A 24,810-nucleotide genomic window follows, 5' to 3' on the forward strand; every position below is an offset into this window, starting at 1 on the left:
TTTGAACGAACAGTAACTCGCGGCAGGTTAGGGGTGCCCGACGGGCCTGTCAAGGATGGCCTCGGCGAACCGGCTGACCTGCACGGCGACGCAGACCGGCTTCTGCCCGGTGTCGCTCTCGAAGATCGTCTCTGTGAGCACGTGGGCGGTGTCGGCGCCGACCCGATCGACGGACTGGATCACCGCCCGCATCCTGACGCGCGACCCGACCGGTGACGGCGCGGGGAAGCGCACCTTCTCGTAGCCGTAGTTGAGAGTGTGGGCGAACCCGTCGAAGGACATCAGCTCGCCCAGCAGGGCCGGGCCGAGCGAGAGCGTGTACAGACCGTGCGCGATCGTCGAACCGAAGGGGCTCGCGGCGGCGCGTGCGAGGTCGACGTGGATCCACTGGTGGTCGTCGGTCACCCTCGCGAAGTCGTCGATCGCTCCCTGGGAGACCGTGCGCCACGGGGTCGGGCCGAGCTCGACGCCGACCAGGGCTCTGAGCTCGTCGACGGTGGTGGGTCGGAGCGGGCCCATCAGATCGCGATGCCTCCGTCGACCGGGAGGACGACGCCAGTGATGTAGGCGGCCTCGTCCGATGCCAGGAAGGCGACGGCGGCCGCCATCTCCGACGGGGCCCCGAAGCGGCGAAGGGGAATGGCCTCCTCGATGTCCCTGCGCCGCTCCGGCGGAATCGAGTCGATCATCCGGGTCTCCGCGTTCGGCGAGATCGCGTTCACGGTGACCCCGAATCGGGCGAGTTCCTTCGCGGCAGTCTTGGTGAACCCGATGATCCCCGCCTTGGCGGCGGCGTAGTTGGCCTGTCCGAGGTTCCCCCGGAGTCCGCTGTAGGAGGTGACGTTGATGATCCGTCCTCCGCCCTGGCGACGAAAGTGGGGCACCGCCGCCCGAGTCATGCGGAAGGTCCCACCGGCGTGCACCGCGAGGACCGCCTCCCACTCGTCGTCGGTGAGTTTCCACAGCATCCCGTCCCGCAGGATCCCGGCGTTGTTGACCACGACGTCCACCCGTCCGGTCTCGGTCACGACCCGCTCGTAGAGCTCCTCGACCTGAGCGGTGTCGGAGATGTCGGCGGCGACCCCGGTCGCGCCGATCTCCTTGGCGGTCTCGGTCACCGCGTCGGCGTCCGCGTCGACGCAGAACACCTCACCACCCGCCTCTCGGAAGCGTTCGGCGATGGCCCGGCCCACGCCACGGGCCGCGCCGGTGACGACGATCGTCCGGGCGATGTAGTCGAAGGTCAGGTTGGCCATGAAGTACTCCTGTTCGCGATGCGGCGGTCACGCGGTGTTGTTCGCGATGAGGCCCGCGGACACGTGCAGGACCTCGCCGGAAACCATGCGCGCGTCGTCCGAGAGCAGGTAGAGGTAGGCATTCGAGACGTCCTGCGCGGCGACGTGGGGGACGCCGAGCGGGTGCATCGCCGCCATCCGCTCGAGCATCTGCCCACGTGTGGGGTTCTCGAGGTCGGGACAGAACAGCTTGTACGCCTGCTCGTTGTTGTTCATCCAGGGTAGTTCACCCGGGTCGACGTTCGTCGGCGCGACGCAGTTCGCCCGGATCCCGTAGGCGCCGTACTCGGCCGCCACGGTCTTCATCAGCCCGATCACACCCCACTTCGACGCGCCGTAGTCCGCGATGTGCTGGTAGGCGAACCGGCCCGCGGTCGAGGCCGTGATGACGATCGCCCCCTTGCGTTGCGCGACCATGTGGGGCAGGACCGCACGACAGGCATGAAACGCCCCTGTCAGGTTCGTGTCGATCACCGCTCGCCAGTGTTCGGGATCGAGGTCGGCCACTTTGCCGAAGCCGAGAATGATCCCGGCGTTGCACAGCAGGTGGTCGATCCGGCCGAGCTCGTCGACCGTCTGCTGCGCGGCCTTCACCATCGCGTCGGCGTCGCGGACGTCGGCGACGATGCTCACGCACCGACGACCGAGATCAGAGACCATCCGGTGGGTCTGCGCCAGGTCCTCCCGGGACCCGCCCGGGTAGAACTGGCCCTCGACGTCGGCGACGCAGTTGTCCAGGAGCGCGACGTCCGCACCCTCGCGCGCCACGGCGACGGCGTGCGAACGCCCCTGCCCCTTCGCCCCACCGGTGATGAGGGCGACCGTTCCGTCCAACCTACCCATCGCGCATCACCTCGTCCCTCTCCTCGGCCCTCTCCTCGGCCCTCTCCTCGGAGAGGATCGGATGGAGCACGTGAATGTCCAGGTCACCGGCGAGCAGGGCCGCACTGTCCGCGAAGAACTCACGCATGTGAGGCTGCTCGAGGTGCGCCCGGACGGCGTTGCCGTCGCGGTAGACCTCGTAGAACGCCACGCTCCCGGGTCGCGACGGGGCCTCATGGACCTCATAGGCGAGGACTCCGGGCTCGGCACGGCTCGGGTCGCCCAGCGCGAGCATTCGCTCGCGCAGGTCCCGCTCGAGGCCAGGCTTGGGATCGGCGTAGCCGAAGAACGCGACGGGCCGGGTGCTCGCCAAGAGCTCGGCCGATACTGGTCCAGACATGGGACATCTCCGTCCGATGCGAAGTGCGGGTGAGGGACGTGCGAAGCCGCTACAGCAGCGGGTAGCCGGCCGTGATCTCGAGCTGGGCGCCGGTCACGTACCGGCCCCCCTCGCCCGCCAGGTAGACGACGGCGCGCGAGACGTCCTCGGGCGAGACCCAGGGTGTATCCAGCGCCGCCATCGACTTGAACGCCGGCTCGACCGCCTCCCGCGTGGGACCGTCGACCTCCGGCGCGAACAGCCCGTAGATCGCCGGGTTCTGGATCATCGCGGTATCGCAGTTCGTCGGGTGGACGACGTTGACCCTGACCTGGTACTTCGCCAGATCCTTCGCGAACGACTTGGTCAGACCGACGACGCCGTGCTTCGAGGCGATGTAGGCCGCCATGTTGTACGTCGGCGTGAGCGTGCTGGCCGATCCGACGAAGGTCATCGACCCGCCCCGGCCCCCCGCCACGATGTGCTTGGCCGCCGCCTGCGCGGAGAAGAACGCGCCGGAGAGGTTCGTCCCGATCACCGCGTTCCACGCCTCCGCCGAGACCAGCGGGGTCTCCGTCACCTCGCAGATGCCCGCGTTGAGCACCGCGACGTCCAGACGCCCCAGTTCGGCCACCGCCCGGTCCAGGCCCGCCGCGAGCGCAGCTGGATCCCGGACATCGCACTCCAGCCGCACGGCACGGCGGTCGGCCTTCTCGACGAGCGCCACCGTCTCGTCGAGATCCCCCGGCGTGGACATCTCGTAGGGGACGGTCGGGACCTGCTGACAGATGTCGAGCAGGATCACATCCGCGCCGGCCAGCGCGAGGTGGACCGCGTGCGAGCGACCCTGTCCACGGGCCGCGCCCGTGACGAAGGCGACCTTGCCCTCGAGACTCGCCATTTCAGTGACCTCCGTACGGACACCGCAACGTGTCCTCGTCGGGATGGGTACGTCCGAGACCACGTCCGTGCTGTCGGATCCCGAGAGGCGTCCGAGCATCACGCTCAACGGACGTAACCAGCTAGTTGGTAATCCAACTGCCTGTTCAAATTAGGTGTGCCTCGCGCTCCTGTCAACAGCCGCAAGCGGACGTCAGGCAGCGTCTTGACACCCCCGCGCCTCGCATCACGATGTCCAACCACACGTTCAGTAAGCCGACCATGTGGTCAGCGGGGTCGGTGCCCGCCGTCGAGTGGCTCGCGGGTACCTCCCTCGTCGAGCAGGGCCAGGCGGTGGCGCGCGCAATCTGCGGAGCACCCGCCACCGGCCGCGCGACCCCGTTCTTCTGGACGACCAGTTCGACCTCAAGATCCAGGTCTGGGGCTCGACGTCGTCCGCGGCCGACGTCGACGTCGTGCTCGAGGATCCCGGCGAGCCCGCGTACGTCGCGGTCTTCCACAACGGCGACGTGGCGTCCCCGACCGGTGTCCTCGCCTGGAACGCCGCGGGGCCGTCCAGACCCTACGAGAGGCGCTTGCCCGGGAGCGGTCAACCGCCCGACGACGGTGTCGCCGTAGGCCTCCGCGTCGAAGACGGGTGGCCGCCCGCCGCGTGAGCCTCGCTTGAGGCGGTTGCCGATCTGGTCGTCCGGTTCCGGGATCGTGGCCGTGATCCCACGTCCGCGCAGATGGGAGCGGATCGCGCGGCTGGAGAAGGCCTTGTCGCCCAGGACACGGCCCGGTCGGGTCCGCAGCCGTCCCGGTCCGCGGCGCGTCGGCCAGGCGGTCCTGGTACCACTCGAGCTGGACACGGGGGGCTCGGTCGAATGACAAGAAACGCCCGATCCGGCCGGCCCGGGAGGCGATCGGCCGTTACCGCGGCGGCCTGACCAGCAAGATCGTGCTGGCTCGGGCGATCAGCCGAACGTGTGACGTCATCCGCCAGCCGGGATCAGCGAACGGCTCGTTGACGGTGTTGCCTCGTCGGTGTGGGGAGCCCGTCTGGCGAGGCGGGGTCCGCGGCCGGTCAGGTGCGTGTCGTGGCCGGTCCGGTCGCGGACGTGCCGTTGGGTGTCGCGCCTAGACCACGTCGGGTCGACGTGCCTCGAGCTTCAGCTGTCGTCGTGCCTTGGGTAGATCCAGTGTCCGTCGAACTGTCCGCCGGTGAGAGCGTAGGTTCCCGGGCGGACCGTGTGGTCCCCGGTCATGGCGAGGTAGACCAGTGTCGCCGGCGGCCCCCTCCCACAGCCGGTCGCAGGCAGGGTACCTACCCTATGGGAGGCGCAGAAACACCGTCCGGTGCTGTCGTCACGTGGGGGTGAGTCTGCCGCGCAGGATCTGCAGGGGGATGGAGATCGGAACACGATCTCTTCGCCGTCGAGCGCATAGTGAACCGGGTGCGCGGCGGGCAGGCTGGTACCGAAGCCCCATGTGGCGGAGGCCACTGTCCCTTCTGGTCGGATCCGACCATGGTGCTGGTGGGCCTCGGGGTCATGCCAAACTGCGCGGTGCGTGAGCTCCCGCGGGCGGGGGAGGTGGTGGCCGCGGCGGATCGTCCGCCGTACGCGGGCCCACCTCCCGGTAGGCCTACCGGGCCAGCTGCTCCAGGAGTTGGGTGCGGCGGGTCCGGTAGCGCTCGAGCGAGGCGAGCTTGATGTCCTCGTAGCCCCGGACGACGTCGGGCAGGCCGGCGAGCTCGAGCACCGTGTCCCGGGTGGCCGGGGTCAGGGCCGCCATCGCGGTGGTCATGGAGTGGACGAAGTCGTCGATCAGCCGTCGCTCCTCGCGCCGCACCTCGTCGTAGCCGAAAGGGTCGAGCCGGGTTCCGCGCAGCGGGCGCATCGCGTACAAGGCGCGCAGCACCGGCTTGGCCCACCACGAGCGGAGCCGGATCTTGTTCTTCAGACCCATGGCTCGCAGGATCGGCGGATGGAGCAGGATCGAGTACCGGGCTCCTGCCCCGAACTCGTCCGCGAGGCGCCGTTCCTGTTCCGGGTCGAGGTGCAGCCGGGCCACCTCGTACTCGTCCTTGTAGGCCATGACCTTGTAGAGGTGTCGGGCGTAGGCCTCGGTGATCGCGGTGCTGTCGCCGAGCGCACTGGCCTCGGCGGCGCGGACGGTCTCGACCTCGCGGGCGTACCGCTCTGCCCATGCTGGGTTCTGGTAGTCGACGAGCTCGTCCACCCGGCGGCGGACCAGGGCACCCAGCTCGCATCCCGCCGGAACCTGCACGATCGCGGCGATCCGTGCCGTCCGGTCGCTCGTGACCCGTGCCGCGGCCGTGGCGGCCGTGGCGCCCGCCCCGCCGGTGACCACGTGGCGGCGGCCGAGCCGGAACGCCGCGAGGTTGCGCTCGACCTGGACACCGTTCAGGTCCAGTGCCCACTCGATGTCCTCGGGCGAGAGCGGGAGGACCCCTGACTGCACGGCTACGCCGAGCAGGAAGATGTTGTCGTACTGGTCCTCGTCCAGTGCGGCGGTACCGGTCGCCGTGTGCGCGTCGACGAAGACGTTCTCCGGGCGGGATCCGGCCCACTCGATCCGGTCGATCAGGTCGTCTGTCGCCGGGAAGAGGCTCGTCGTGTCAACGATCATCTGGCTGGTCGGGGTGACCGAGGTCGAGACGACGGCGTAGGTCCGGTCGGGCGCCATGACCGCGAGGTTGGTGTCGGTCGCCGCGACCAGGATGTCGCAGCCGAGATAGAGGTCGCAGCCGCCGGGCCCGATCTTGTTGGTCCCGACGATCTCCGAGGTTGACATGCGGACGTCGGACACGACGGCACCGCCCTTCTGGGCCAGGCCCAGTTGGTCGAGTCCCTTGACCTGGAGCCCGGCGTGGGAGGCGGCCGCGGCGAGGACCTGCGCCACCGTCACCACGCCGGTACCGCCGACGCCGGTGATGCGCATGGTGAAGTCGTCCGCGGTGACGAGCCGGACGGGGGTGGGCAGGTCATCGGCCTCCACCTGCTGGGGGAACGCCTTCCCGGGTCGCTTCGCCGCCTTGCGCGGGAGTACCTCGACGAACGAGGGGCAGTCACCCTTCAGGCACGAGAAGTCCAGGTTGCACGAGGCTTGGTGGATCATGGTCTTGCGGCCGAACTCGGTGTCGGTGGGGCGCACCGACAGACAGCCCGACTGGTCGCCGCAGTCGCCGCAGCCCTCGCAGACCCGCTCGTTGATGAAGATGCGCCGGTCCGGAGTCTCGACCAGGCCCCGCTTGCGCTTGCGCCGCAGCTCCGTGGCGCACTCCTGCTCGTGGACCAGCACGGTCACACCGGCGACTCGGGCGAGCTCCTCCTGCACGGAGATCAGCTCGTCCCGATGCCGGATGGTCACCTTCGCGGGGAGCCTGCGCCCGAACGCCCGCCTGCTCCGCTTCGGTTGGTCGCTGGTGATCACGATCCGGGCCACGCCCTCGGCCAACAGCTCGGCCACCATCTCCGGCACCGCCATCTTCCCGACGGCTTGCTGGCCGCCGGTCATCGCGACAGCGTCGTTGTAGAGCACCTTGTAGGTGATGTTCGTGCCGCTCGCGATCGCTGCCCGGATGGCGAGCGAACCCGAGTGGTGGTAGGTGCCGTCGCCGAGGTTCTGGAAGAGGTGCTCGCGCGTGACGAACGGGCTCATGCCGATCCAGGTGGCGCCCTCGCCCCCCATCTGGCTGTGCCCGATCGAGGTGCCGACGCGGTCCTCGGGCATGTAAGCGACCAGGGCGTGACACCCGATGCCCGCCCCGAGCAGCGAGCCGTCGGGCACCTTGGTCGAGTTGTTGTGCGGGCAGCCGGAGCAGAAGGCGGGGCGGCGGGGCAGGATCGGAAGTAGCGTCGGTACCCGGCGCGCGGACTGCTGCCGGTCGAGCCAGGCGCTGGCCGAGGCGGCGCCCAGACCTGCCCCGGCGTGGTCGCGGATTCGCGGCGCGAGCCGGGCCGCGATGTAGTCTGCCGGCAGGTCGCCGTCTGCCCGGAACAGCTCCCGGCCCTGCTCGTCCCGCTTCCCGACGACACGGGGGGCCCACGGCCGTCCGTACAGCAGGTCCTTCAGCGCGAGCTCGACGAACGCCTTCTTCTCCTCGACCACGACGATCTCGCTCAGGCCCTCGCTGAAGCGGTCGACCACGCCGGGCTCAAGAGGATGGATCATGCCGAGCTTGAGCACGCGGACACCGCTCTGGCCGAGCGTCGCCGCAGTAATTCCCATGTCCGACAGAGCCTGTCGCACGTCGAGGTAGGTCGCCCCGGCGCAGACGACACCGATCTCGGCGGCGTCGTCGCCGATGATCTGGTTGAGGTCGTTGGCGGCCGCGTAGCGTCGCGCGAGTTCCATGCGCTGGCGGACCTGAGTCGCCTCGAGCCTGCTCAGCGTCGGCTGCAGGAGGTTCCCGGTCGGCTCGTGGACGAATGGCACACCGTCGAAGGTCGTGTCCGGGACGACCGGCATGACCCGCGTCGAGCTGAGCCGGACGGTGCCTGCCCCGTCGACCACGTTCGTCGCCAGCTTCATCGCCACCCACAGCCCACACGTCCGCGACATCGCGATGCCGTGCAGACCAAGATCGAGGATGTCCTGGGGGTCAGCCGGGGACAGGCAGGGCATGCCGAGCTCCGCGATGGCCGGCTCGGAGCTGCTGGGGACGGTCGAGGACTTCGCGGTCGAGTCGTCACCGACCAGGGCCAGGACGCCGCCACGGTGGTGGGTGCCGCCCAGGTTGCCGTGCCGGATCGCGTCGGTGGCTCGATCCAGACCCGGCGCCTTGCCGTACCAGATCCCGACCACGCCGTCACCGATGCGATCCTCCGACGCAGATGCCAGCTGCGTTCCCTGGACGGCGTTCGCCGCCAGCTCCTCGTTCACACCGGGCTGGAAGACCACTCGGTGGGCGACGAGCCGCTTCACCTGCCGCGAGAGCTGCAGGTCCAGCCCGGCCAGGGGCGAGCCCTCGTAGCCCGAGACGAAGATCCCGATGTCGAGATCGCGCCGCTGGTCCAGCCGCCGCTGTTCCAGCGGCAGCCGGACCAGCGCCTGGATGCCGGACAGATGGACCTCGCCGTCGAGCAGGTCGAAGCGGTCGTCCAACGGGTTGCCGCCGGGGGCGGCGCCTGCGGGGCTCGCGGTGGGAGTCGTCATTGGGTCCTCGGGACGCTGGAGTCGGGGCTATCCCCATCCTGGCGCGGAGGGAGGCTAGCTTCCATAGGAGAAAACCAGGTCTTTCGCGGAACGGAGCTGGACATGGTTCGTGATAATCACGAGGACTGGGTGGCGGTGGAGCGGATCTGCCGGGGCATGGCGCTGGAGGTCTCGGCCATCGCGGGGACCGTCACCGAGTCCATCCGCCGCGCTCAACCCGTGTACTCCGTCGTCATCGAGGCCGAGCACCGCAGGGCCGTCGCGGTACAGATGGGCAACCGGCTGCAGGCGCTGGCCGAGCAACGCGGGCTGAGTCCGTTCGAGCTGGAGGCGGCCTCCGACCTCGCCGCCGAGCGGGCCGCCGAAGGCATACCCATCGACGCGCTCATCGCGGCCTACCAGGCGGCTGACGCCGAGATCTGGCGGATCGTCGTCGAGCGCTCGACTCCCGCGACGGCCCCGCTGCTGCCTCGCATCGGCACCCTGATGTTCGACGCGATCCGCGAGACCACGACGGTGATGGCCCGTGCGCACAGCCGGGTCGCCAGGGCCATCGACGGTGACCGGATCACCCTGGCCCACCAGTTCCTGGACTGCGTCGAGGACCCCGAGCAGCGGTCTGTCGCCTCGGTCATCGCGACCCGGCTCGGGCTCGATCCGGCCGGGTCGTTTCTGGGCATCGTCTGGCTGCCCGATCTCGCCGATCTCGAGCCCGCGACCGCGCGGACCGTCTCGGCACTGCCCGCGCATCTCGCCGCGGACGTCGTGAGCCGCGCGGTGGCGGGCGGTGGGCTGGAGATGGTCACCCAGACGCAGCGGTTCCCCGAGCTGGTCGCGCAGTGCCTCGCCGCGGGGTCGCTCTCGGGGCGGTGGGGGGTCGGGGTCGCGCGGGCGGGCCTGGCGGGTGCGAGCGCGAGCCTCGGCGACGCCCGCCTGGCGTTCGGCGCCACGTCCGCGCGGCACCCGATCCGCACGTTTGCCCGGGACTGGCACGAGGCCGTCGTGCTGGCCGAGCGGGCGCGGCTGGAGGTGCTCCTGGCCTCCGCGGTCGAGGTGGCCCGGAGCAACCCCCACCTGACCGAGACCGTGCTGGCCTTCGCAGCCGCCGACATGTCCGTCGCCGCGACCGCCCCCGCCGTGCAGGTGCACGCCAACAGCGTGACCTACCGACTGGAGCGGTGGGCGCGGCTGACGGGCCTGGACCCGCGGACGTTCGCCGGTCTGTCGCAGTCGGTCGTCGCGTGCCGGCTCGCCGGGTCGGACCACGAGCGGACCGGCGGGGAGCACCACGCCCGATAGCCCGGTTGCACCGAGCGTCGTCGGTCGCGAACCGGGCGTCGTCGGACCGGCGGTGCCGCAGTCCCCGTCAGTAGAAGATCGGCCCCAGCCGGCCGCCGCCTGCGGCGACGCCGTCGCCGTTGATCGACACACTCCACGGTGACGCCAGGAATGTCACGACGTGCGCGATCTCGGCCGGGCGCACGAGACGGCCGATGCTGACGTCGGCGGCGAAGGCTTCGGCTAACTCCGCCTCCGTCACTCCGCGCGCCTGCGCGCTGGCGCGGATCATGTCTTGCACCCCCTCGGTCTCGGTCAGTCCGGGATGCACGACCGTCACGTTGATCCCCTGGGGGCCGAACTCGTCGGCCAGGTTCTTCGTCAGGGCGGACACCGACACGTTGCGGATCGAGCCGAAGACGGAGCCGGTGCGGCGGAAGTTGAGCCCACTGATGTTGATCACGCGCCCCCAACCCCGCTCGACCATCTGGGGCGCAACCGCCCGCGCGCACCGGAGGTAGCCCAGGACCTTGGTCTCCACGGAGCGCGGCTCGTCGTCGTCGCGCGATCGCCAACCCCAGCCCCCGACTGCCGCCGGTCCCCAAGGCGCGCTTGCCTCGCAGCTTCAGATCCACTGATGTGGTCCTCTCTCGATCGGGCGGCCTTCCGGCTCACTCCCGGGTGGGGCCAGCGCCGCCGCCGCCTACACCCGTGACGTCGGAACCGTGCCGAAGATGGCGCCTCAGGTGTTCTGAAGCGCTCGAGCCGCGGCGGCCGAGTGGATCCGCTGCAACGCGAGTTCGCGGGCTGCGGCGCCGGTCGTCATCCGGTGTGCGGCCGCATGCGCGACAACTCGTTCCACGGTGTCGAAGATCCCTCCGACGCGTTGCCGGGTCTCCGCTGCGTCCTGACCGGCGATCTCGGCGGCCGCCTGGATGAGCCCGCCGGCACTGGCCAGGAAGTCGGGCACCCAGAGCGCTCCACGGTCGATGAGCCGCTGTTCCACATCCGGAGTGGAGAGCTGGTTGTTCGCGCCACCGCAGATCAGCCGAGCCGTGATGCGGTCGACGGCGTCGGCGTTGACCGTGCCGCCCAGAGCGCACGGCGCGTAGATGTCGAGTGCCGCGGAGGACACGTCGCGAACGAACCGGACAGTGGGCAACGCGGAACGGGCTCGCTCGACGGCCCGCTCGTCGATGTCGCCTGCGATCACCGTCGCGCCGGCGTCGACCAGAAGTGCGGCAAGACGGGAGCCGACCTTGCCGAGTCCTTCGACCCCGACGGTCCGGCCGACCAGCGAGCTGGTGCCCCACTGAGCCTGCGCACCGGCGCGCATCGCCTGCAGAACGCCGAGAGCGGTGTTGAGGCCACTGTCTCCGGAGCCGCCTGCCGAGACGGTGCGGAATGCCACGTAGCCGGTCGTCCGTCCGATGACGTCCATGTCATCGGAGTCGGTGCCCGCGTCGCCTGCCGTGATGTACCGGCCGCCGAGCTCGTCGACGAATCGGCCGAAAGCCTCGAAGAGACCAGGCGACTTGGCCGTACGGGGGTCCCCGATGATGACCGCTTTCCCGCCGCCGTGGTCGAGGCCCGCTCCGGCGGCCTTGAACGTCATCCCACGGGAAAGCCTCAGTACGTCGAGCAAGGCCGACGCGTCGTCGGCGTAGGGGTACATCCGGCAGCCGCCGACGGCGGGTCCGAGGGCGAGGGAGTGGATCGCGATGATGCACCGCAGGCCGCTGACGCGGTCGTGGCAGAACAGAACCCGCTCATGCGAAGAGTCCGCGAACTCGGGATTGTCGAACACACCGAATCGCCCCGGCATGGTGGTCGAAGTGGTCATGATGCTCCTGAAGGTGCTGCTCAGCAGGGGTCGCCCGGCGCAGCCAGGCCGGTGTCGGTGCCGTCGAGAACGTCCGGCAGCGGCGGTCCGGCACGCTGACCATCCGGTCCCGCCTGGACGTTCACCAGTGTCATCGAGGGTGGCCCCGCGGACCGGAGCAAGCACCGATTCGCCGCAGAAGACGCAGGAATCCAGCGCGCGAAGCGCGATCTGGTGTGGATGTGTGCGCGCCCGCGGCGCTCCTGCGACTGGTCACGCACCACCGTCAAATACCTCGAAAGTATGGATGACCGGTCGCGGCGGTATTGGACCGTGAGTCCGCTCACTCCTTACCTTTCCTCGCACGGCCATCGACGAAGTGGTCGGCAGCCGAGACGGGAGACGGCCTGTGGGGTTCGAACGATGTCCCGATCGGGCGGACGGCGGTGACGACCGGTGCACGACACCGCGAACTGGTGCCGACGGTGATAGCGCTGCGCAGTCGGCAGAGGCCGTCCCGACCGTCCGCCTGGAGGGGATCACGGTCCGGTACGGCGGCATCACCGCTCTCGACGGGGTCGACTTCCAGGTCGCCCGCGGCGAGGTACGCGCGCTGCTCGGTGAGAACGGCGCAGGCAAGAGCACTCTCGGCAAGGTCATCGCGGGGGCCGTCCGACCAAACGCCGGATCGGCCACTGTGGACGGACACCTGCTCGACTTCCGGCCCTCCTCGGCGATCCGTGCCGGGGTGCGCATCATCTCGCAGGAGATGTCGCTGTACCCGCCACTCAGCGTCGCGGAGAACCTCGTGACCGGAGGCTTCGGCCACCGTCGGAGGCTCGTGCGATGGCGACAGGCGCAGGCAACCGCGCAGGACCACCTTGACCAGCTCGGGCTGTCCATCGACGCGCGAAGGAAGGTCGGAGAGCTGTCGGTCGCCGAGCAGCAGATGATCGAGATCGCCCGAGCGCTGTTCTCCGGCGGCAAGATCGTCGTGCTCGACGAGCCCACGTCCGCCCTCGGCGTCGCCGAGGCGGATCGCCTCTTCGCGTTCATCCGCCGGATGTCCCGCAAGGGCACGTCCTTCGTCCTCATCACCCACTTTCTCGACGACGTCATGGCCCACACGGACAGCGCGACCGTGCTGCGCAACGGCTCGGTCGCCGGCGAGCGCCGGACGGCGAAGGTGACCAAGAACGACCTCGTCCGTCTCATGGTTGGCGCGGACAACCGCATCGCGAGCGTGGTGTCCGGGGCCGAGTTCAGGCTGCAACCGGTGCCGGAGTCTCGGCCGCGCCTGCGCATCGCCCGCGTCGCGGCCCCCTCGCGGATCACGGACATGAGCCTCGAGGTTCACCCCGGTGAGGTCGTCGGCTTGTTCGGGGACATCGGCTCCGGGAGTGTCGAGCTCGCCGAGGCGGCGTTCGGAGTGCGCCAGGCGCACTCCGGATCGGTCGAGGTCGACGGGGTGGCGGTCCGGTCTCCGGAGCACTCCGTCCGGACGCTGGAGTCGGCCTACATACCGCAGGACCGTCGGGAGGCACTCGCCTTCCCGCAGCACGCCGCGGCGAACGTGACGATCGCGCAGCTGCACCGGCTGCTCGGCCTCCGGCTCGCCCGGTCGAAGGAGTTCGCAATCACCAGCGAGCAGCTCGGCAGGCTGTCGGTCAAGAGCTGCGACCCACGCACCCTCCCCGGCACCCTCTCGGGGGGAAACCAGCAGAAGCTGCTGTTCGCCCGCTGTCTCGTGCGACCGCCACGACTGATGATCCTCGTCGAACCGACGCGCGGCATGGACGTTGGCGCCAAGGACGACGTCGTCAGGCTCATCCGCTCCTCGGCGGCCGAGCACGGCACCGCGGTCCTCGTCGTGTCCGCCGAGCCGGAGAGCATCCTCGCTGTCGCGGACCGGGTCTACGTCGCCCAGCAGGGCCGCATCCGCGCGCACCTGCACGACTGCCCGGCCAGCAGCTCGACGCTCATGACCGCAGCCCACCTCGGGGAAACGGAGATCTCGGCGTGACCACGACATCGATGCTCAACGAGTGGGCTCGGCGCAGTCTGCCGACGCTTGCGCCCCTGGCCGCGCTCGTGGCGGTCATCGTCGTCTTCTCCGCGATCGCACCGGAGACCTTCCCGACCCTCGCGAACGTGCGGAACATCGCCATCCAGTCCTCGGTGCTGGCGATCCTGGCGACCGGCTTGACGCTGGTCGTCGTGCTCGGCGAGATCGACCTGTCCTTCGCGGCCATCGCCTCCGTCAGCGGGCTGGTTGCCTCGCTCGTGGTGTCCCAGACACCGTTCCCGCTGCCCTTCCTCGGGCAGGTCATCGTCGGCGCAGGCAACGAAGTGTTCGCGGTGATCATCGCCATCGCTGTCGGCCTGATGTTCGGCCTGATCAACGGTCTCATCGTCGTGCGCGTCGGGGTACCCAGCTTCGTCGCGACACTGTCGATCCTTCTCGTCGCCCAAGGTCTCGCGTACTACTTCGCCCAGGGCAACTCCGTCGCGGCCACCACCTCGATCGGTCGCGGCATAGCCCAGGCCACGTGGGGCCCGGTCCCCGTCATCGCCGTGTTCGCGGGGGTGATCATGATCATCAGCTACCTGGTGCTCCGCCACACCCGAATCGGCCGGTACATCTACATGGCTGGTGCCAACCGGCAGGCCGCGGTCCTCAGCGGCGTCCCCGCCGGGCGCATTGTCGTCTACGTCTTCGTCGCAGCAGGGGTGCTGTTCGCGATTGGCGGGTTGGTCAACGTCGGCCGCCTCGGGTCAGCCCAGGCCGACACCGGCCTGAACAACCTGCTGCCCGTCTTCGCCATCGTCGTCCTCGGCGGCAACTCGCTCTTCGGCGGCGTCGGTGGCATCCGGCAGACGCTCGTGGGCGTGCTGCTCTACTCGATACTGCAGAACGGGCTCGACCAGAGCGACATGAACGTCTACATGAAGCCGCTGGTCGGCGGCATCATCCTCGTCCTGGCCGTCATCCTCAACGTCTACACCGGCAAGATCGCGACCGCTGCCGCCACGGCCGGACCCGGCCCCAAGGACGAGTCGCGAGACGACGCGCCGAGGACAAGCCTCGAGACCGTCGGGAACCCCTGAGACACCCCACCTGGCGACGACACGACAAAGGAGTAGCGATGTCGATCCCGATCCATCCCGAGGCACGCAAGATCCTGGAATCTCCGGTCAACGCCCACTTCGTGACGATCCGGAGCAACGGCAGGCCCCACGTCTCGTTCGTCTGGTTCGACCTCACGCCCGAGGGGACCATCACGATCGGTACCCCGCCGTGGCGGGTCAAGACGAAGAACGTCCTCCGGAATCCCTACGTCGTCCTCTCGATCATGGACGACATCAAGGCCGCGAACGGGCTGCACCGGCACCTCCTGGTCGAGGGCAACGCGACCGTCGACCACGACCCGGTCAAGGCCAAGCGGTTCATGGACGACCTCGCCTTGAAGTACACGGGCAAGTGGGGCCTCGACCTCGGCGAGGACGACTTCTGCACGATCAACATCGACGTCACGCGCGTCACGGGCCACGGCCCCTGGCACACCGGGCGGACAACGTCCTACGGGACGCCGGTCTGAGCGACCCCCGGAGTCGCCCACAGGCGGCCCCTTCTCCCTTCATCAGACCGCAGAGAGGAATCAGCAGACATGAAGACTGGACTCGACGGAAAGAACGTCGTGGTGACCGGTGCAGGTTCCGGCATCGGCCTCGCCACGGCGAAGGCCTTCCTCGCCGAGGGCGCCAACGTGGTGGGGGTCGACATGAACCCCGGCGAGATCGAGCCGCTGACGGGCAGCCGGCTCGTCTTCCTGAAGAAGGACCTCACCGGGGCCCGCGTCGGCGACGAAGTGCTCTCCGCGGCGGTCGAGGCGTTCGGCCCGCCCGCGGTGCTCGTCAACTGCGCCGGTATCGCTCCGGTCCGCGAGAGCGCCCTCGACGGTGCCGATGCGGACTGGATGCATTCCATCGACGTGAATTTCCTCAGCGTGGTCCGGATGTGCCGCGCGCTGATCCCCGCGATGGTCGACGCCGGGGGTGGTTCGGTCGTCAGCGTCGCCTCCGACGCGGCGCGCATGCCCGACCCGTTCTTCGCGGAGTACAACGTCACCAAGGCGTCGATCGTGATGTTCATGAAGACGCTGTCGATCGAGTTCGGGCCCAAGAACGTCCGGGTCAACACCGTGAGCCCCGGTCCCACCAGGACGCCCATGTGGGACCGGCCCGGCGGTTTCGCCGACTCCCTCGCCGAGCAGCTCGGGTTGTCGGCAGAGGAGGCCATCCGGCATTTCGCCACGACGATGCGGCGCCTCCCGCTGGCGCGCCTGGCCTCGGTCGACGAGGTCGCGGCGGTGAACGTGTTCCTGTCCAGTCCCCTTGCCAGCTTCGTCACCGGTGCCGAATACACGGTCAACGGCGGCAGCATCCCCACAGTCTGAGAGAAGGACGAAATGAGCGACGAAACAGCGGTTCCGACCTACGACGTCGACGAGTTCCAGGACGAGCTAAAGGCGGCCAAGGACAACCTGGCCGTCGGCAACGTCGTGTGGTTCGAGAACGAGTCGGTGCGGGTATGGGGCTCCACCATCGAACCAGGCACTCGCGTGCCCTTCCACAACCACACGATCGACTACTTCTGGGTGTGCGTGCGCGCCAGCTCGGCCTTCCAGCGGTTCGAGGACGGGACGGGCCGCTACATCGAGCCGACAGTCGGGCAGGTGTCGTTCCAGCGCTACGGCCCCGGCGAGAACCTGATCCACGACCTCGAGAACGTCGGCGACTCGCCGCTGGAGATCGTGACGGTCGAGCTCCTCGACGGCGGTCAGCGTCCCCACACCCATGCCCATTGACCCCGATGAGTCCGGGAGGACGAACATGACCGACACCCACACGGCCGTCGGCGTACCCACGGCCACCAACGTCGACCACGTCGCCTGGACCGTCCCCGACCTCGACGCGGCCGTCGCGTTCCTGGTCGACGTGCTGGGGGGCACCGAGCTGTTCCGCGCCGGGCCGTTCGGCGATCCGACCGGCGACTGGGTGAGCGACCACTTCGACGTACCCGCCCGGGCGACGGCGGTCCTCGCCATGGTCCGCCTCGGACCGACACAGGTCGTCGAGCTGCTGGAGTGGACCGACCCGGACCAGAGAACCACCTGGCCGCGCAACCACGACCGGGGCGCGACCCATCTCGCCATCCAGGTCGGCGACGTCGACGCCGCCCGCGATTACCTCGTCGCCCGCGGCTGCACGCCCTGCGGCGACCCCGTGCTGCTCGAGGACGTGCCGCATGCGGGCCTCACGATCCTCTACCTGCGGACGCCGATCGACCTCTACCTCGAACTCGTCCACCGGCCCGGCGGGGCACTGCCGTACGAGGCGTCCACGGACGCCCGCCTCCTACAGCCCGCCGCAGCGTGGACCAACTCCTGACCGACCGTTCCCTGCGACCCACGAGGAGATTCGCCATGACCTCCGTAGCCCGCGCCGACAGCGACACGACCGGCGTCGTCCCCCTCGAGCGCCAGCTCATCAAGGGCGCCCACATGATGATCATCGCCTATCGACCGGCCGACCCCGGGGCCGTCCGCGCAGCGCTGCCCGAGCAGCTGGAGCCACACGACGACGGGTGCGTGCTGCTGAACCTCTGGGTGGCCCCGCACCCGGGCACGTCCTCGGGCTTCGGCGAGTACTCGCCGCTGTCCTGCGGCTACCTTGCCGCCGAGGTGAACGGCTGGGACAGCACGATGCCCGGGGGCGGCGTGGCCCATGGGCGCTACTTCGCCCAGCACTGGCTGGGCCACGACGGGATGCGCGCCTACGCCGAGGCCTCGTGCGGCAACGTCGCCGACGTCGGCCACGTCACCTACACCGAGCCCGAGCCCGGGCGACTGGTGGCCGAACTCCATGTCGACGACACCGTGCGCATCCGGGTGCGCGCGTCGGTCGGCATGGACACCCTCGACACCGCCGGCGGCCACCTGAACTACTTCACGAGCCGCGCCGGCGACGGCGGCTCCGAGGTCGCGCGGATCCGAGTGCCTTTCGTCGCCGACCTCCTGGCGGCCCAGGTCGACAGCATCGAGTGGCTCTTCCCCAGCGACCACCCGGCGGCGCGGCTCGCTCCCGCCGATCCGCTCGACGTCCGGGACGTGCTCTACGGCTACGTGTCCTGGGTCCCCTTCACCGTGGCCGAAGTCCTCTGATGCCCAGCCGCCTGTCGGGGAAGGTCGCGCTGATCTCCGGTGTGGCGCGGGGGCAAGGACGATCGCACGCGGTCGCACTGGCAGCAGAGGGCGCCGACATCATCGGCTTCGACATCTGCGGTCCGGTGCAGGCCCAAGGTGCGCCGCCGGCCTCGGGTGCCGACCTCGCGGAGACCGTGAGACTCGTCGAGAAGCTCGACCGCCGCATCGTCACGGCGGAGCTGGACGTGCGCGACCACGATGCCGTCGAGCACTTTGTCGCCGAGGCCGCAGCCGAGCTGGGCGGCCTGGACATCGTCGTCGCGAACGCGGGGATCAACGGACCGGGCGTGACGGTCGCCGAGACCCGGCACGAGGACTGGCGATCGGTCATCGACACCAACCTCACCGGCACCTACAACACGGTCAAGGCGGCGCTGCCCCCACTCCTCGCCGGCAGCCGCGGCGGCTCGATCACCCTCGTCTCGTCGTCGCTCGCCCTGCGGCCCGGCCTGCACTTCGGTGCGTACACCACGACCAAGCACGGCATCGTGGGCCTGATGGAGACGCTCGCCCTGGAGCTGGGCGGCCAGTCCGTCCGGGTCAACTCGGTTCATCCCACCGGTGTCCGCACCGACCTGTTCCTCAACCCCGCCACCTACCGGCTGTTCCGACCAGACCTCGAACGGCCGACCCTCGACGACGCGATGCTCGCGTTCCACGACCTGAACGTCCTCCCGATCCCGTGGATCGAGGCCGACGACGTGTCGAACCTCGTCGTCTTCCTGGCCACGGACGAGGCCCGCTACATCACCGGCGCGTCGATCCCCGTCAACGCGGGCCACCACATCCACTGACCCCGACAAGGACTTTCCGATGACCCCACCAGCCGCCTCCCAGCGGCCCCCGGCGCCACCCCTGTCCCGGCGCTCAGTCGTCCGGGCAGGGGCCGCAGTGGCAGGCACGGGCCTCGTTGCGTCCCTGCTCGCCGCCTGTACCCAGGTCCAACCCGGCCCGACGGCCGGTGAAGGCGGGGGCGGCAAACCGGTCAAGATGCTCTCGACCTCGTACGGCAACGTCATTCCGTGGACCACGCAGGGGTACGCAGCACAGAAGTACTGGGCGCGCCAGTTCGGCGTCGAGCTCACCCAGCTCGACCCGGGCGGCGACCCGGCCAAACAGCTCAGCCAGCTCGAGGCCGCCCTGGCGCAGAAATGGGACGTCGCGATCATCAACGGCATCATCCAGGGCAACCTCGCGGCGCCTGCGCGCAAACTCGTCGACGCCGGCACGGCGGTGATCAGCTACCTGAACGACGTCGCCCTTCCCGACGACCCCGTGCCCGGCCTGCTGAGTACCGTCCAGGCCGACCACTACCAGCTCGCCTTCGACATGACGACGAAGCTCTGCAACGGCCTCGCGGGCAAGGGCAAGCTCATCGAGACGCAGGGCATCGCGGGCAGCAGCAACGTCGTCGACCGGCACCGCGGGTTCTCGGACGCGGTGAAGGCCTTTCCCGGTGTCGAGGTCGTCGCGTCGGACTACGGCAACTTCGTGACCGACAAGGCCCAGTCGCTGTGGGAGTCATACATGATCAAATACCCGGTCATCGACGGCGCGTTCCTGCACAACGAGGACATGACCTTCGGCGCCCTCAACGCGCTGACGGCGGCCGGTCGCGCAGGCAAGACCCTTCTGGCAGGCGTCGACGGCTCGATGCGTGGCTGTCAGGCGGTGCTCTCCGGACAGATCTTCGGCACCGTGCGGCACGCCGCGTCGCAGGTGTACGGCTGGCCAGTGATCCTCGGGGCGCTGCACGCCCGGGGAATGGTCCCGGAGGGTATTCCGGAGAAGGTCGTCGTCAGCTGTCCGGTCGTGGACAAGTCCAACGCCGACAGCGTCATCTTCCTCCAGAGCGAGAACGTCAATCTGGTCTGAATAGCTGCGTCGATCAAGGTTTTGAGGAGGGAAAACTGCGTAGGATCGGGTGGTGACTGACGACATCGACCGGCGGCTGATCGGCCTGCTGATCCGTGACGGCCGGACCAGCGCGAGCGCGCTGGCCGGCGCTGTCGGCCTTTCCCAGACCGCCGTCACTCGGCGGCTCAAGCGGCTGGAGGCGGTCGGGGTGATCACGGGATACACCGTCCGCGTCGACCATGCGCGCCTCGGCCTGCCCGTCGAAGCGTTGATCGAGCTGCGGTTCAGTGGTCGTACCCGTCCCCAGAGCATGGACGACACCGCCTCCGCGATGGAGGAGGTCGTCGCGGTCTTCACCGTGTCGGGCAACTACGACGCGCTGGTGTGGGTCCGCCTGCGCGACATCGGCCACCTCACGCAGGTCATCGACACGCTGCGCCAGACGCCAGGCGTCGTGGACACCCGCTCGCACGTCATCCTCGCCTCCCACGTCACGCAGGGGGTCGGATGAACAGGCGAGCCGGACAACCACCGCAGGCGGGAGAGGGCTGACCGTGGAGCTGCGCCATCTCCGATACTTCCTCGCGGTTGCCGAGGAGCTCAACTTCAGTCGGGCGGCTGCTCGCCTGCACATCGCGCAGCCACCCCTGAGCGTGCAGATCAGGTCCCTGGAGCGTTACCTCGGTGCCGCTCTGTTCCTGCGGCAGGGGCGCACTGTTCGGCTCACGAAGGAGGGCGAGGCGTTCCTCGTGGAGGCGCGCCGCATCCTCGATCTGGCCGACTCCGCCAAGCAGGTCGTGCACCGGGCGTCGGCGGGGCAGGCCGGGACACTGCACATCGCCGGCATCGCGCACGCGTTCTGGCAGATCCTGCCACTGACGGTCACCCGGTTCCGGACCACCAACCCCGACGTGACGATCGACCTCGCCGAGGTCGACACCGCCGAGGCGCTCGTGCGGCTGCGCGACCGCGTGGTCGACATCGCCCTCGTGCGGGCCGGGGCCGCCGACGACGACCTGGCGCTGCGCCCCCTCAAGAAGGAGCTGCTCGCCGCCGTCGTACCCGCGACGCATCCGCTAGCGACGCGCGCCCGGGTCGACATCGCCGAGCTCGCGGGCGAGCCGTTCGTCATGCCCAGCCGCAGCGTGTCGCCCTACTACCACGACCAGGTGGTGATGGCGTTGCTGAACGCGGGGATCCCCAGCAGGATCGCTTTCGAGGGCTCGACCATCCAGTCCCAGATCGGCTTCGTCGCCTGCGGTCTCGGGGTCACCCTCGCGCCGACCTCGGCCCGTATGCTCCGAACGCAAGGTGCGGTCTGGGTGCCGCTCGCCGAGTCGGTCCTGCTCACCGAGATCGCCGCCGTGTGGCTCCGCGACTCACCGTCAGCGCTCGTCCGAAGCTTCCTCCGCACCCTCGACGTCGTCTACGGCCCGGAGGACGCCCCGCCCCTGCCAGGCTCCGAGGAGAGCATCGATACCTAACGCGGGGAGTATCGAGTGGTCGCCTCGCAGGTATTGGACGGCGCCCACGACGCGTCCGACGATGTGGAGTAGCTAACGATCCGACGCACTTCGCGTCATGCACCGTCGACTTCAGGGGCCGCATTGACCACGCTCACGGACACCGACATCCTCGGCCAACTCGCTTCGTACGACACCTGCGCGATCTCGGACGCGCTCGACTTCCTCGACCGACCCGGCGCCGTCCACGGAGTCCGGCCGCTCTGGGACTGCGACAAGATCGTGGGCCGCGCCCGGACGGTCAGCGTCGTGCCGCGCGCGGAGTCCGAGACCGGGACGAGCCATCTCGCCACCGAGGCGATCGCGACGGCGGAGCCGGGCGACATCATGGTGATGGCCAACCACGGCCGCCTCGACGTCTCGTGCTGGGGCGACATCGTGACACACGCCGCCCGCCGACGCGGCATCTCCGGGGTAGTGATCGATGGGGCCTGCCGGGACATCGGCGCGAGCACGGCGCTCGGCTTCCCGGTCTACGGCCGCGCCGTCGTCCCGATCAGTGCCCGGGGACGCATCGTCCAGCAGTCATACAACGAGCCCGTCGACTTCGCCGGGGTGCGGGTCGCCGCCGGGGACTACATCCTCGCCGACGCCTGCGGTGTCACCTTCGTCCCGCCGGACCTCATCGTCGAGGTGCTCAGGTTGGGTGCGCTGATCGTCGAGCGGGAGCGCCAGATGATCGAAGCGGTGCAGGGCGGCGCATCAGTGGTCGACGTCATGCACGACTCCCAGTTCGCCGCGATCGTGAAATGAGCGCCACGATGACTGATGACACCCGCTCCGCCCTGGCCGTCCACGGAACCGCGACCCTCTCCGACGCTCTCGACAAGATCGGGGTGCTCGGATCGGCGCTCGGCATCGCTCCGCTCGACCCGTCCTCCCGGATCGTCGGCCGCGCATTCACCGTCCGGTACGTGCCCGTGGGGCACGGCACGTCGCACTCCGGCGACTGGCTCGACGACGTGGCGCTGGGCCAGGTCCCGGTGATCGACAACGGCGGCCGGGTCGACTGCACGGTCTGGGGCGACATCATGACCTCGATCGCCGCGGCCAAGGAGCTCCCCGGCACGGTGATCGACGGGGTCTGCCGCGACAGCGCGACGGCGCTGGACATCGGCTACCCCATCTTCAGCCGAGGTCGGTTCATGCGCACCGGGAAGGACCGCATCGAGCTGGCCGAGACCGGTGGGACCGTCAACGTCGGCGGGGTCCGGGTCCGCCACGGAGACTGGGTGGTCGGCGACGCCGACGGGCTGGTGGTCATCGCCGCAGAAGCGGTCGACGACGTCGTGGCAATCGCGCGCGAGATCGCCGAGCGGGAGGCGAGTCTGCTCCGCTTCGCGCTGCTGGAACACCATTCGCTGCGTGCCGCGCGCGAGAAGTTCCAATACCACACCCTGCAGCGACCGAGCTCATGACCGAAAACAACCCCTACGAGGCGTTCCGGGCCCTCGACGCAGCCACTGTCTACGAGGCGTCCGGTCTCGAGGCGGCCGTGGATCCCGCGATCCGGCCGGTCTGGGCCGGGGCCCGGGTGTGCGGTCCAGCGGTCACCGTTCTCGGCCATCCAGGAGACAACCTGGCTCTCCACGACGTCGTCGCCGCCGCGGGTCCGCACGCCGTCCTCGTCGCGGACGTCGGAGGCCACCTCGCGGGCTACTGGGGCGAGATCCTGTCGATCTCCGCACAGGCGCGGGGGATCCAGGGCCTGGTCATCGACGGCGGCGTCCGCGACGTCGCCGCGCTTGAGGCACTGCAGTTCCCCGTCTTCAGTCGCGGCATCGACATCCGGCGGACCGGCAAGTTCCATCCGGGGAAGGTCAACGTGCCGGTGGTGTTGGGTGACGTGCCGGTGCGGCCGGGCGACCTCGTCATCGGCGACCAGGACGGCCTCGCCGTCGTACCCGCGGCCGACACCCGTCGCGTCCTCGACGCGGCGCGCCGACGCGCGGCGCGCGAGCAGGCCGCCGTCGAACGGCTGCGAGCTGGTGAGACAACACTGACCGTCTTCGGCCTCGGTGTCGCGAAGTCCTAGCTGGCCGTGCGCCCAACATGGCCCGCTCGGCCGGTCTTCCTCCCGCGTCCTCCCGGGACAAGATGACGGTATGAAGAACGACAAGGACGAGGAGATGGCTATTTCGCTGTCGGGGAGGGCACTCACAGCCCCGCGGAGGTGACCGGTGAGCTGCGGGTCCGGTGAGGCAGCCACTGGGGTGGCGGACGTCCACAACCCAGCGATGATCTGGGCGGTGTCGTGGCTTCGGATGTGCGCCGGGGCCACGTCAGCGGAGGTGGTGTACAAGATCGCTCCGCGTGATCTTGTGTGGACTTTGGGCCTCAGGGCTTCGGTTGTCACGGTCGGCTCCGGGGTCGCGGGGTCGGGTTCGGCGGGGACGATGCGGATGCGGGATTTGGCCAGCAGTTCGAGGCTCATGTAGCGGCGGCCTTCGGTCCATTCGTCGCCCTGCTCGGCGAGCACGGCGCCGACCAGGCGGATCAGGGCGTCGCGGCTGACCGCTGCGGTCTGGCACAACCGCGCCACCGGGCAGCCTGTCACCCGGTCCTTGATCGCTTACGACCACTGACCGGGTTCGGACTTACTCGTCTAGGTGAAGTAGTGACCTTCGTTGAGGTCGGCGAGCAGGCTCGGCTGGGCCGGGAACCAACCTGTCGCTTCCCGAGTGATGGTGCTGGAGACGGGGCTGTCGGCTTTGAGGAACGGGGCGAGGAACCCGAAGTGGTCATCAACGAGACTCATCGGGACGGATCGGACCGGAAGGTCCAGATGGTGGCCGATGGCCTTGGCGATCTCGCGCAGAGCGATGCCTTCCTCGGCCACGGCGTGCAGATAGCCCGTCGGTGCCGATTCGACGGCGAGCCGGAAGAGCCGGGCCGCGTCGTGGACATGGACCGCGGACCAGCGCGCCGCCCCATCGCCGGGGTAGCCAGAGAACCCGGTGCGTCGAGCGGTCGCAACGAGGTGCGGGACGAAGCCGTTGTCGCCCTTGCCGTGCGTGGTCGGTGGCAGACGGACGACGAGCGGACGAACGCCTCGCTCGGCGAGCGTGAGCGCGGCGCGGTCACATGGCACTCGCAGGGCGATCAACGCACCCGGCGGCGGTTCGTCGCGCTCCGTGGCCGGGATCCCGTGCGTCGCCAACCCCACCGTCGCAGAGGCGATGGCGATCACGCCGTCGTCGCCCAGTCCCTCGCCGAGGGTCTTGATCGTGGTCACATCGGTGGTGACGGCATCCGCGATTCGCCCGGCGAGCGCCAGGTCGACGGGGAAGGCGAGGTGGATCACGGCGTCGGACTTGGCGGCGGCGTCGCGGAGCACATCGAGATCATCGATACCGCCGCGCACAGTCGCGGCTCCAGCGGCCTCGATCGCGGCCGCTGAAGTGTCGGAGCGGGCGAGGCCGGTGACGTGATGACCCGCGGACAGGAGCTCCGGGACGACAGCTGAGCCGACCCAGCCGGACGCTCCGGTGACGAGGACACGCAT

The 24,810-nt window shown here is 69.5% G+C and carries 24 protein-coding genes; 15 read left to right on the top strand and 9 right to left on the bottom strand.

Annotation, left to right across the window (positions count from 1 at the left end):
* Positions 1-27: 27 nt before the first annotated feature.
* The 6 genes from ACL02T_RS15600 to ACL02T_RS15625 all read right to left on the bottom strand — a co-directional run bounded on the left by ACL02T_RS15600 (position 28) and on the right by ACL02T_RS15625 (position 8,559).
* Complete coding sequence (locus tag ACL02T_RS15600; RefSeq protein ID WP_412831433.1) at positions 28-519, bottom strand: MaoC family dehydratase; 492 nt, start codon at positions 517-519, stop codon at positions 28-30.
* On the bottom strand, positions 519-1,256 hold the full coding sequence (gene fabG / locus ACL02T_RS15605) for a 3-oxoacyl-ACP reductase FabG (RefSeq protein WP_412831434.1): 738 nt from the start codon (positions 1,254-1,256) through the stop codon (positions 519-521). Before fabG ends, ACL02T_RS15600 begins: the two co-directional genes overlap by 1 nt.
* A 27-nt stretch (positions 1,257-1,283) precedes the next feature.
* On the bottom strand, positions 1,284-2,138 hold the full coding sequence (locus ACL02T_RS15610; protein ID WP_412831435.1) for a mycofactocin-coupled SDR family oxidoreductase: 855 nt from the start codon (positions 2,136-2,138) through the stop codon (positions 1,284-1,286).
* The gene (locus ACL02T_RS15615; protein ID WP_412831436.1) at positions 2,131-2,517 is read right to left on the bottom strand and encodes a putative quinol monooxygenase; all 387 of its coding nucleotides are present in this window, start codon (positions 2,515-2,517) and stop codon (positions 2,131-2,133) included. The genes ACL02T_RS15610 and ACL02T_RS15615 overlap by 8 nt, the downstream gene beginning before the upstream one ends.
* A gap of 49 nt (positions 2,518-2,566) precedes the next feature.
* Positions 2,567-3,397: a mycofactocin-coupled SDR family oxidoreductase gene (locus ACL02T_RS15620; protein ID WP_412831437.1), complete on the bottom strand. Its 831-nt coding sequence runs from the start codon at positions 3,395-3,397 to the stop codon at positions 2,567-2,569.
* A 1,625-nt stretch (positions 3,398-5,022) separates the two neighbouring features.
* A complete protein-coding gene (locus ACL02T_RS15625) occupies positions 5,023-8,559 on the bottom strand; it encodes an indolepyruvate ferredoxin oxidoreductase family protein (protein ID WP_412831438.1) in 3,537 nt (1,178 codons plus the stop codon).
* 102 nt (positions 8,560-8,661) lie between these two features.
* Between ACL02T_RS15625 and ACL02T_RS15630 the strand changes: the two genes are divergently transcribed.
* Positions 8,662-9,858: an RsbRD N-terminal domain-containing protein gene (locus tag ACL02T_RS15630; RefSeq protein ID WP_412831439.1), complete on the top strand. Its 1,197-nt coding sequence runs from the start codon at positions 8,662-8,664 to the stop codon at positions 9,856-9,858.
* Positions 9,859-9,925: 67 nt separating this feature from the next.
* Here the strand turns inward: ACL02T_RS15630 and ACL02T_RS15635 are convergent, their stop codons facing one another.
* Complete coding sequence (locus ACL02T_RS15635; RefSeq protein WP_412831440.1) at positions 9,926-10,378, bottom strand: SDR family oxidoreductase; 453 nt, start codon at positions 10,376-10,378, stop codon at positions 9,926-9,928.
* Between the two features lie 201 nt (positions 10,379-10,579).
* Positions 10,580-11,680, bottom strand: a complete 1,101-nt coding sequence (locus ACL02T_RS15640; RefSeq protein WP_412831441.1) for a Glu/Leu/Phe/Val family dehydrogenase — start codon at positions 11,678-11,680, stop codon at positions 10,580-10,582.
* Positions 11,681-12,068: 388 nt separating this feature from the next.
* On the opposite strand from ACL02T_RS15640, the gene ACL02T_RS15645 reads away from it, so the two are divergent.
* The 14 genes from ACL02T_RS15645 (at position 12,069) to ACL02T_RS15710 (ending at position 23,340) form a co-directional block, all read left to right on the top strand.
* A complete protein-coding gene (locus ACL02T_RS15645; RefSeq protein ID WP_412831442.1) occupies positions 12,069-13,682 on the top strand; it encodes a sugar ABC transporter ATP-binding protein in 1,614 nt (537 codons plus the stop codon).
* A complete protein-coding gene (locus ACL02T_RS15650) occupies positions 13,679-14,767 on the top strand; it encodes an ABC transporter permease (RefSeq protein WP_412831443.1) in 1,089 nt (362 codons plus the stop codon). Before ACL02T_RS15645 ends, ACL02T_RS15650 begins: the two co-directional genes overlap by 4 nt.
* A 38-nt stretch (positions 14,768-14,805) precedes the next feature.
* Positions 14,806-15,258, top strand: a complete 453-nt coding sequence (locus ACL02T_RS15655; protein ID WP_412831444.1) for a pyridoxamine 5'-phosphate oxidase family protein — start codon at positions 14,806-14,808, stop codon at positions 15,256-15,258.
* 69 nt (positions 15,259-15,327) lie between these two features.
* Positions 15,328-16,116 (top strand): SDR family NAD(P)-dependent oxidoreductase, encoded by a 789-nt coding sequence (locus ACL02T_RS15660; RefSeq protein ID WP_412831445.1) that lies wholly within the window; start codon positions 15,328-15,330, stop codon positions 16,114-16,116.
* A 12-nt stretch (positions 16,117-16,128) separates the two neighbouring features.
* The gene (locus ACL02T_RS15665; RefSeq protein WP_412831446.1) at positions 16,129-16,527 is read left to right on the top strand and encodes a cupin domain-containing protein; all 399 of its coding nucleotides are present in this window, start codon (positions 16,129-16,131) and stop codon (positions 16,525-16,527) included.
* A 25-nt stretch (positions 16,528-16,552) separates the two neighbouring features.
* Complete coding sequence (locus tag ACL02T_RS15670) at positions 16,553-17,110, top strand: VOC family protein (RefSeq protein ID WP_412831447.1); 558 nt, start codon at positions 16,553-16,555, stop codon at positions 17,108-17,110.
* Between the two features lie 35 nt (positions 17,111-17,145).
* Positions 17,146-17,883: an acetoacetate decarboxylase family protein gene (locus ACL02T_RS15675; RefSeq protein WP_412831448.1), complete on the top strand. Its 738-nt coding sequence runs from the start codon at positions 17,146-17,148 to the stop codon at positions 17,881-17,883.
* Complete coding sequence (locus ACL02T_RS15680) at positions 17,883-18,719, top strand: mycofactocin-coupled SDR family oxidoreductase (protein ID WP_412831449.1); 837 nt, start codon at positions 17,883-17,885, stop codon at positions 18,717-18,719. Before ACL02T_RS15675 ends, ACL02T_RS15680 begins: the two co-directional genes overlap by 1 nt.
* Before the next feature lie 97 nt (positions 18,720-18,816).
* Positions 18,817-19,800 (top strand): sugar ABC transporter substrate-binding protein, encoded by a 984-nt coding sequence (locus ACL02T_RS15685; protein ID WP_412831450.1) that lies wholly within the window; start codon positions 18,817-18,819, stop codon positions 19,798-19,800.
* A 52-nt stretch (positions 19,801-19,852) separates the two neighbouring features.
* On the top strand, positions 19,853-20,293 hold the full coding sequence (locus ACL02T_RS15690) for an Lrp/AsnC family transcriptional regulator (RefSeq protein ID WP_412831451.1): 441 nt from the start codon (positions 19,853-19,855) through the stop codon (positions 20,291-20,293).
* Positions 20,294-20,336: 43 nt separating this feature from the next.
* Positions 20,337-21,266 (top strand): LysR substrate-binding domain-containing protein, encoded by a 930-nt coding sequence (locus ACL02T_RS15695; RefSeq protein ID WP_412831452.1) that lies wholly within the window; start codon positions 20,337-20,339, stop codon positions 21,264-21,266.
* A 123-nt stretch (positions 21,267-21,389) separates the two neighbouring features.
* Entirely contained in the window at positions 21,390-22,058 is a 669-nt protein-coding gene (locus tag ACL02T_RS15700; protein WP_412831453.1) for an RraA family protein, read from the top strand.
* An 8-nt stretch (positions 22,059-22,066) separates the two neighbouring features.
* A complete protein-coding gene (locus ACL02T_RS15705) occupies positions 22,067-22,723 on the top strand; it encodes an RraA family protein (RefSeq protein WP_232874061.1) in 657 nt (218 codons plus the stop codon).
* Positions 22,720-23,340 carry a 4-carboxy-4-hydroxy-2-oxoadipate aldolase/oxaloacetate decarboxylase gene (locus tag ACL02T_RS15710; protein ID WP_412831454.1) on the top strand — a complete coding sequence of 207 codons (621 nt, stop codon included), beginning with the start codon at positions 22,720-22,722 and terminating at the stop codon, positions 23,338-23,340. Before ACL02T_RS15705 ends, ACL02T_RS15710 begins: the two co-directional genes overlap by 4 nt.
* A 570-nt stretch (positions 23,341-23,910) precedes the next feature.
* Here ACL02T_RS15710 and ACL02T_RS15715 read toward each other — a convergent pair.
* Positions 23,911-24,810, bottom strand: a complete 900-nt coding sequence (locus ACL02T_RS15715) for an SDR family oxidoreductase (protein ID WP_412831455.1) — start codon at positions 24,808-24,810, stop codon at positions 23,911-23,913.

Origin of the sequence: Pseudonocardia oceanicola (assembly GCF_047200735.1) — a bacterium.
Taxonomy (GTDB): domain Bacteria; phylum Actinomycetota; class Actinomycetes; order Mycobacteriales; family Pseudonocardiaceae; genus Pseudonocardia.

Coding starts and splice junctions, on each gene's coding strand:
- ACL02T_RS15600 (WP_412831433.1), bottom strand. CDS start 519: ATGGGCCCGCTCCGACCCACCACCGTCGACGAGCTCAGAGCCCTGGTC.
- ACL02T_RS15710 (WP_412831454.1), top strand. CDS start 22,720: ATGACCGAAAACAACCCCTACGAGGCGTTCCGGGCCCTCGACGCAGCC.
- ACL02T_RS15610 (WP_412831435.1), bottom strand. CDS start 2,138: ATGGGTAGGTTGGACGGAACGGTCGCCCTCATCACCGGTGGGGCGAAG.
- ACL02T_RS15665 (WP_412831446.1), top strand. CDS start 16,129: ATGAGCGACGAAACAGCGGTTCCGACCTACGACGTCGACGAGTTCCAG.
- ACL02T_RS15630 (WP_412831439.1), top strand. CDS start 8,662: ATGGTTCGTGATAATCACGAGGACTGGGTGGCGGTGGAGCGGATCTGC.
- ACL02T_RS15705 (WP_232874061.1), top strand. CDS start 22,067: ATGACTGATGACACCCGCTCCGCCCTGGCCGTCCACGGAACCGCGACC.
- ACL02T_RS15675 (WP_412831448.1), top strand. CDS start 17,146: ATGACCTCCGTAGCCCGCGCCGACAGCGACACGACCGGCGTCGTCCCC.
- ACL02T_RS15655 (WP_412831444.1), top strand. CDS start 14,806: ATGTCGATCCCGATCCATCCCGAGGCACGCAAGATCCTGGAATCTCCG.
- fabG (WP_412831434.1), bottom strand. CDS start 1,256: ATGGCCAACCTGACCTTCGACTACATCGCCCGGACGATCGTCGTCACC.
- ACL02T_RS15670 (WP_412831447.1), top strand. CDS start 16,553: ATGACCGACACCCACACGGCCGTCGGCGTACCCACGGCCACCAACGTC.
- ACL02T_RS15660 (WP_412831445.1), top strand. CDS start 15,328: ATGAAGACTGGACTCGACGGAAAGAACGTCGTGGTGACCGGTGCAGGT.
- ACL02T_RS15615 (WP_412831436.1), bottom strand. CDS start 2,517: ATGTCTGGACCAGTATCGGCCGAGCTCTTGGCGAGCACCCGGCCCGTC.
- ACL02T_RS15715 (WP_412831455.1), bottom strand. CDS start 24,810: ATGCGTGTCCTCGTCACCGGAGCGTCCGGCTGGGTCGGCTCAGCTGTC.
- ACL02T_RS15680 (WP_412831449.1), top strand. CDS start 17,883: ATGCCCAGCCGCCTGTCGGGGAAGGTCGCGCTGATCTCCGGTGTGGCG.
- ACL02T_RS15640 (WP_412831441.1), bottom strand. CDS start 11,680: ATGACCACTTCGACCACCATGCCGGGGCGATTCGGTGTGTTCGACAAT.
- ACL02T_RS15620 (WP_412831437.1), bottom strand. CDS start 3,397: ATGGCGAGTCTCGAGGGCAAGGTCGCCTTCGTCACGGGCGCGGCCCGT.
- ACL02T_RS15625 (WP_412831438.1), bottom strand. CDS start 8,559: ATGACGACTCCCACCGCGAGCCCCGCAGGCGCCGCCCCCGGCGGCAAC.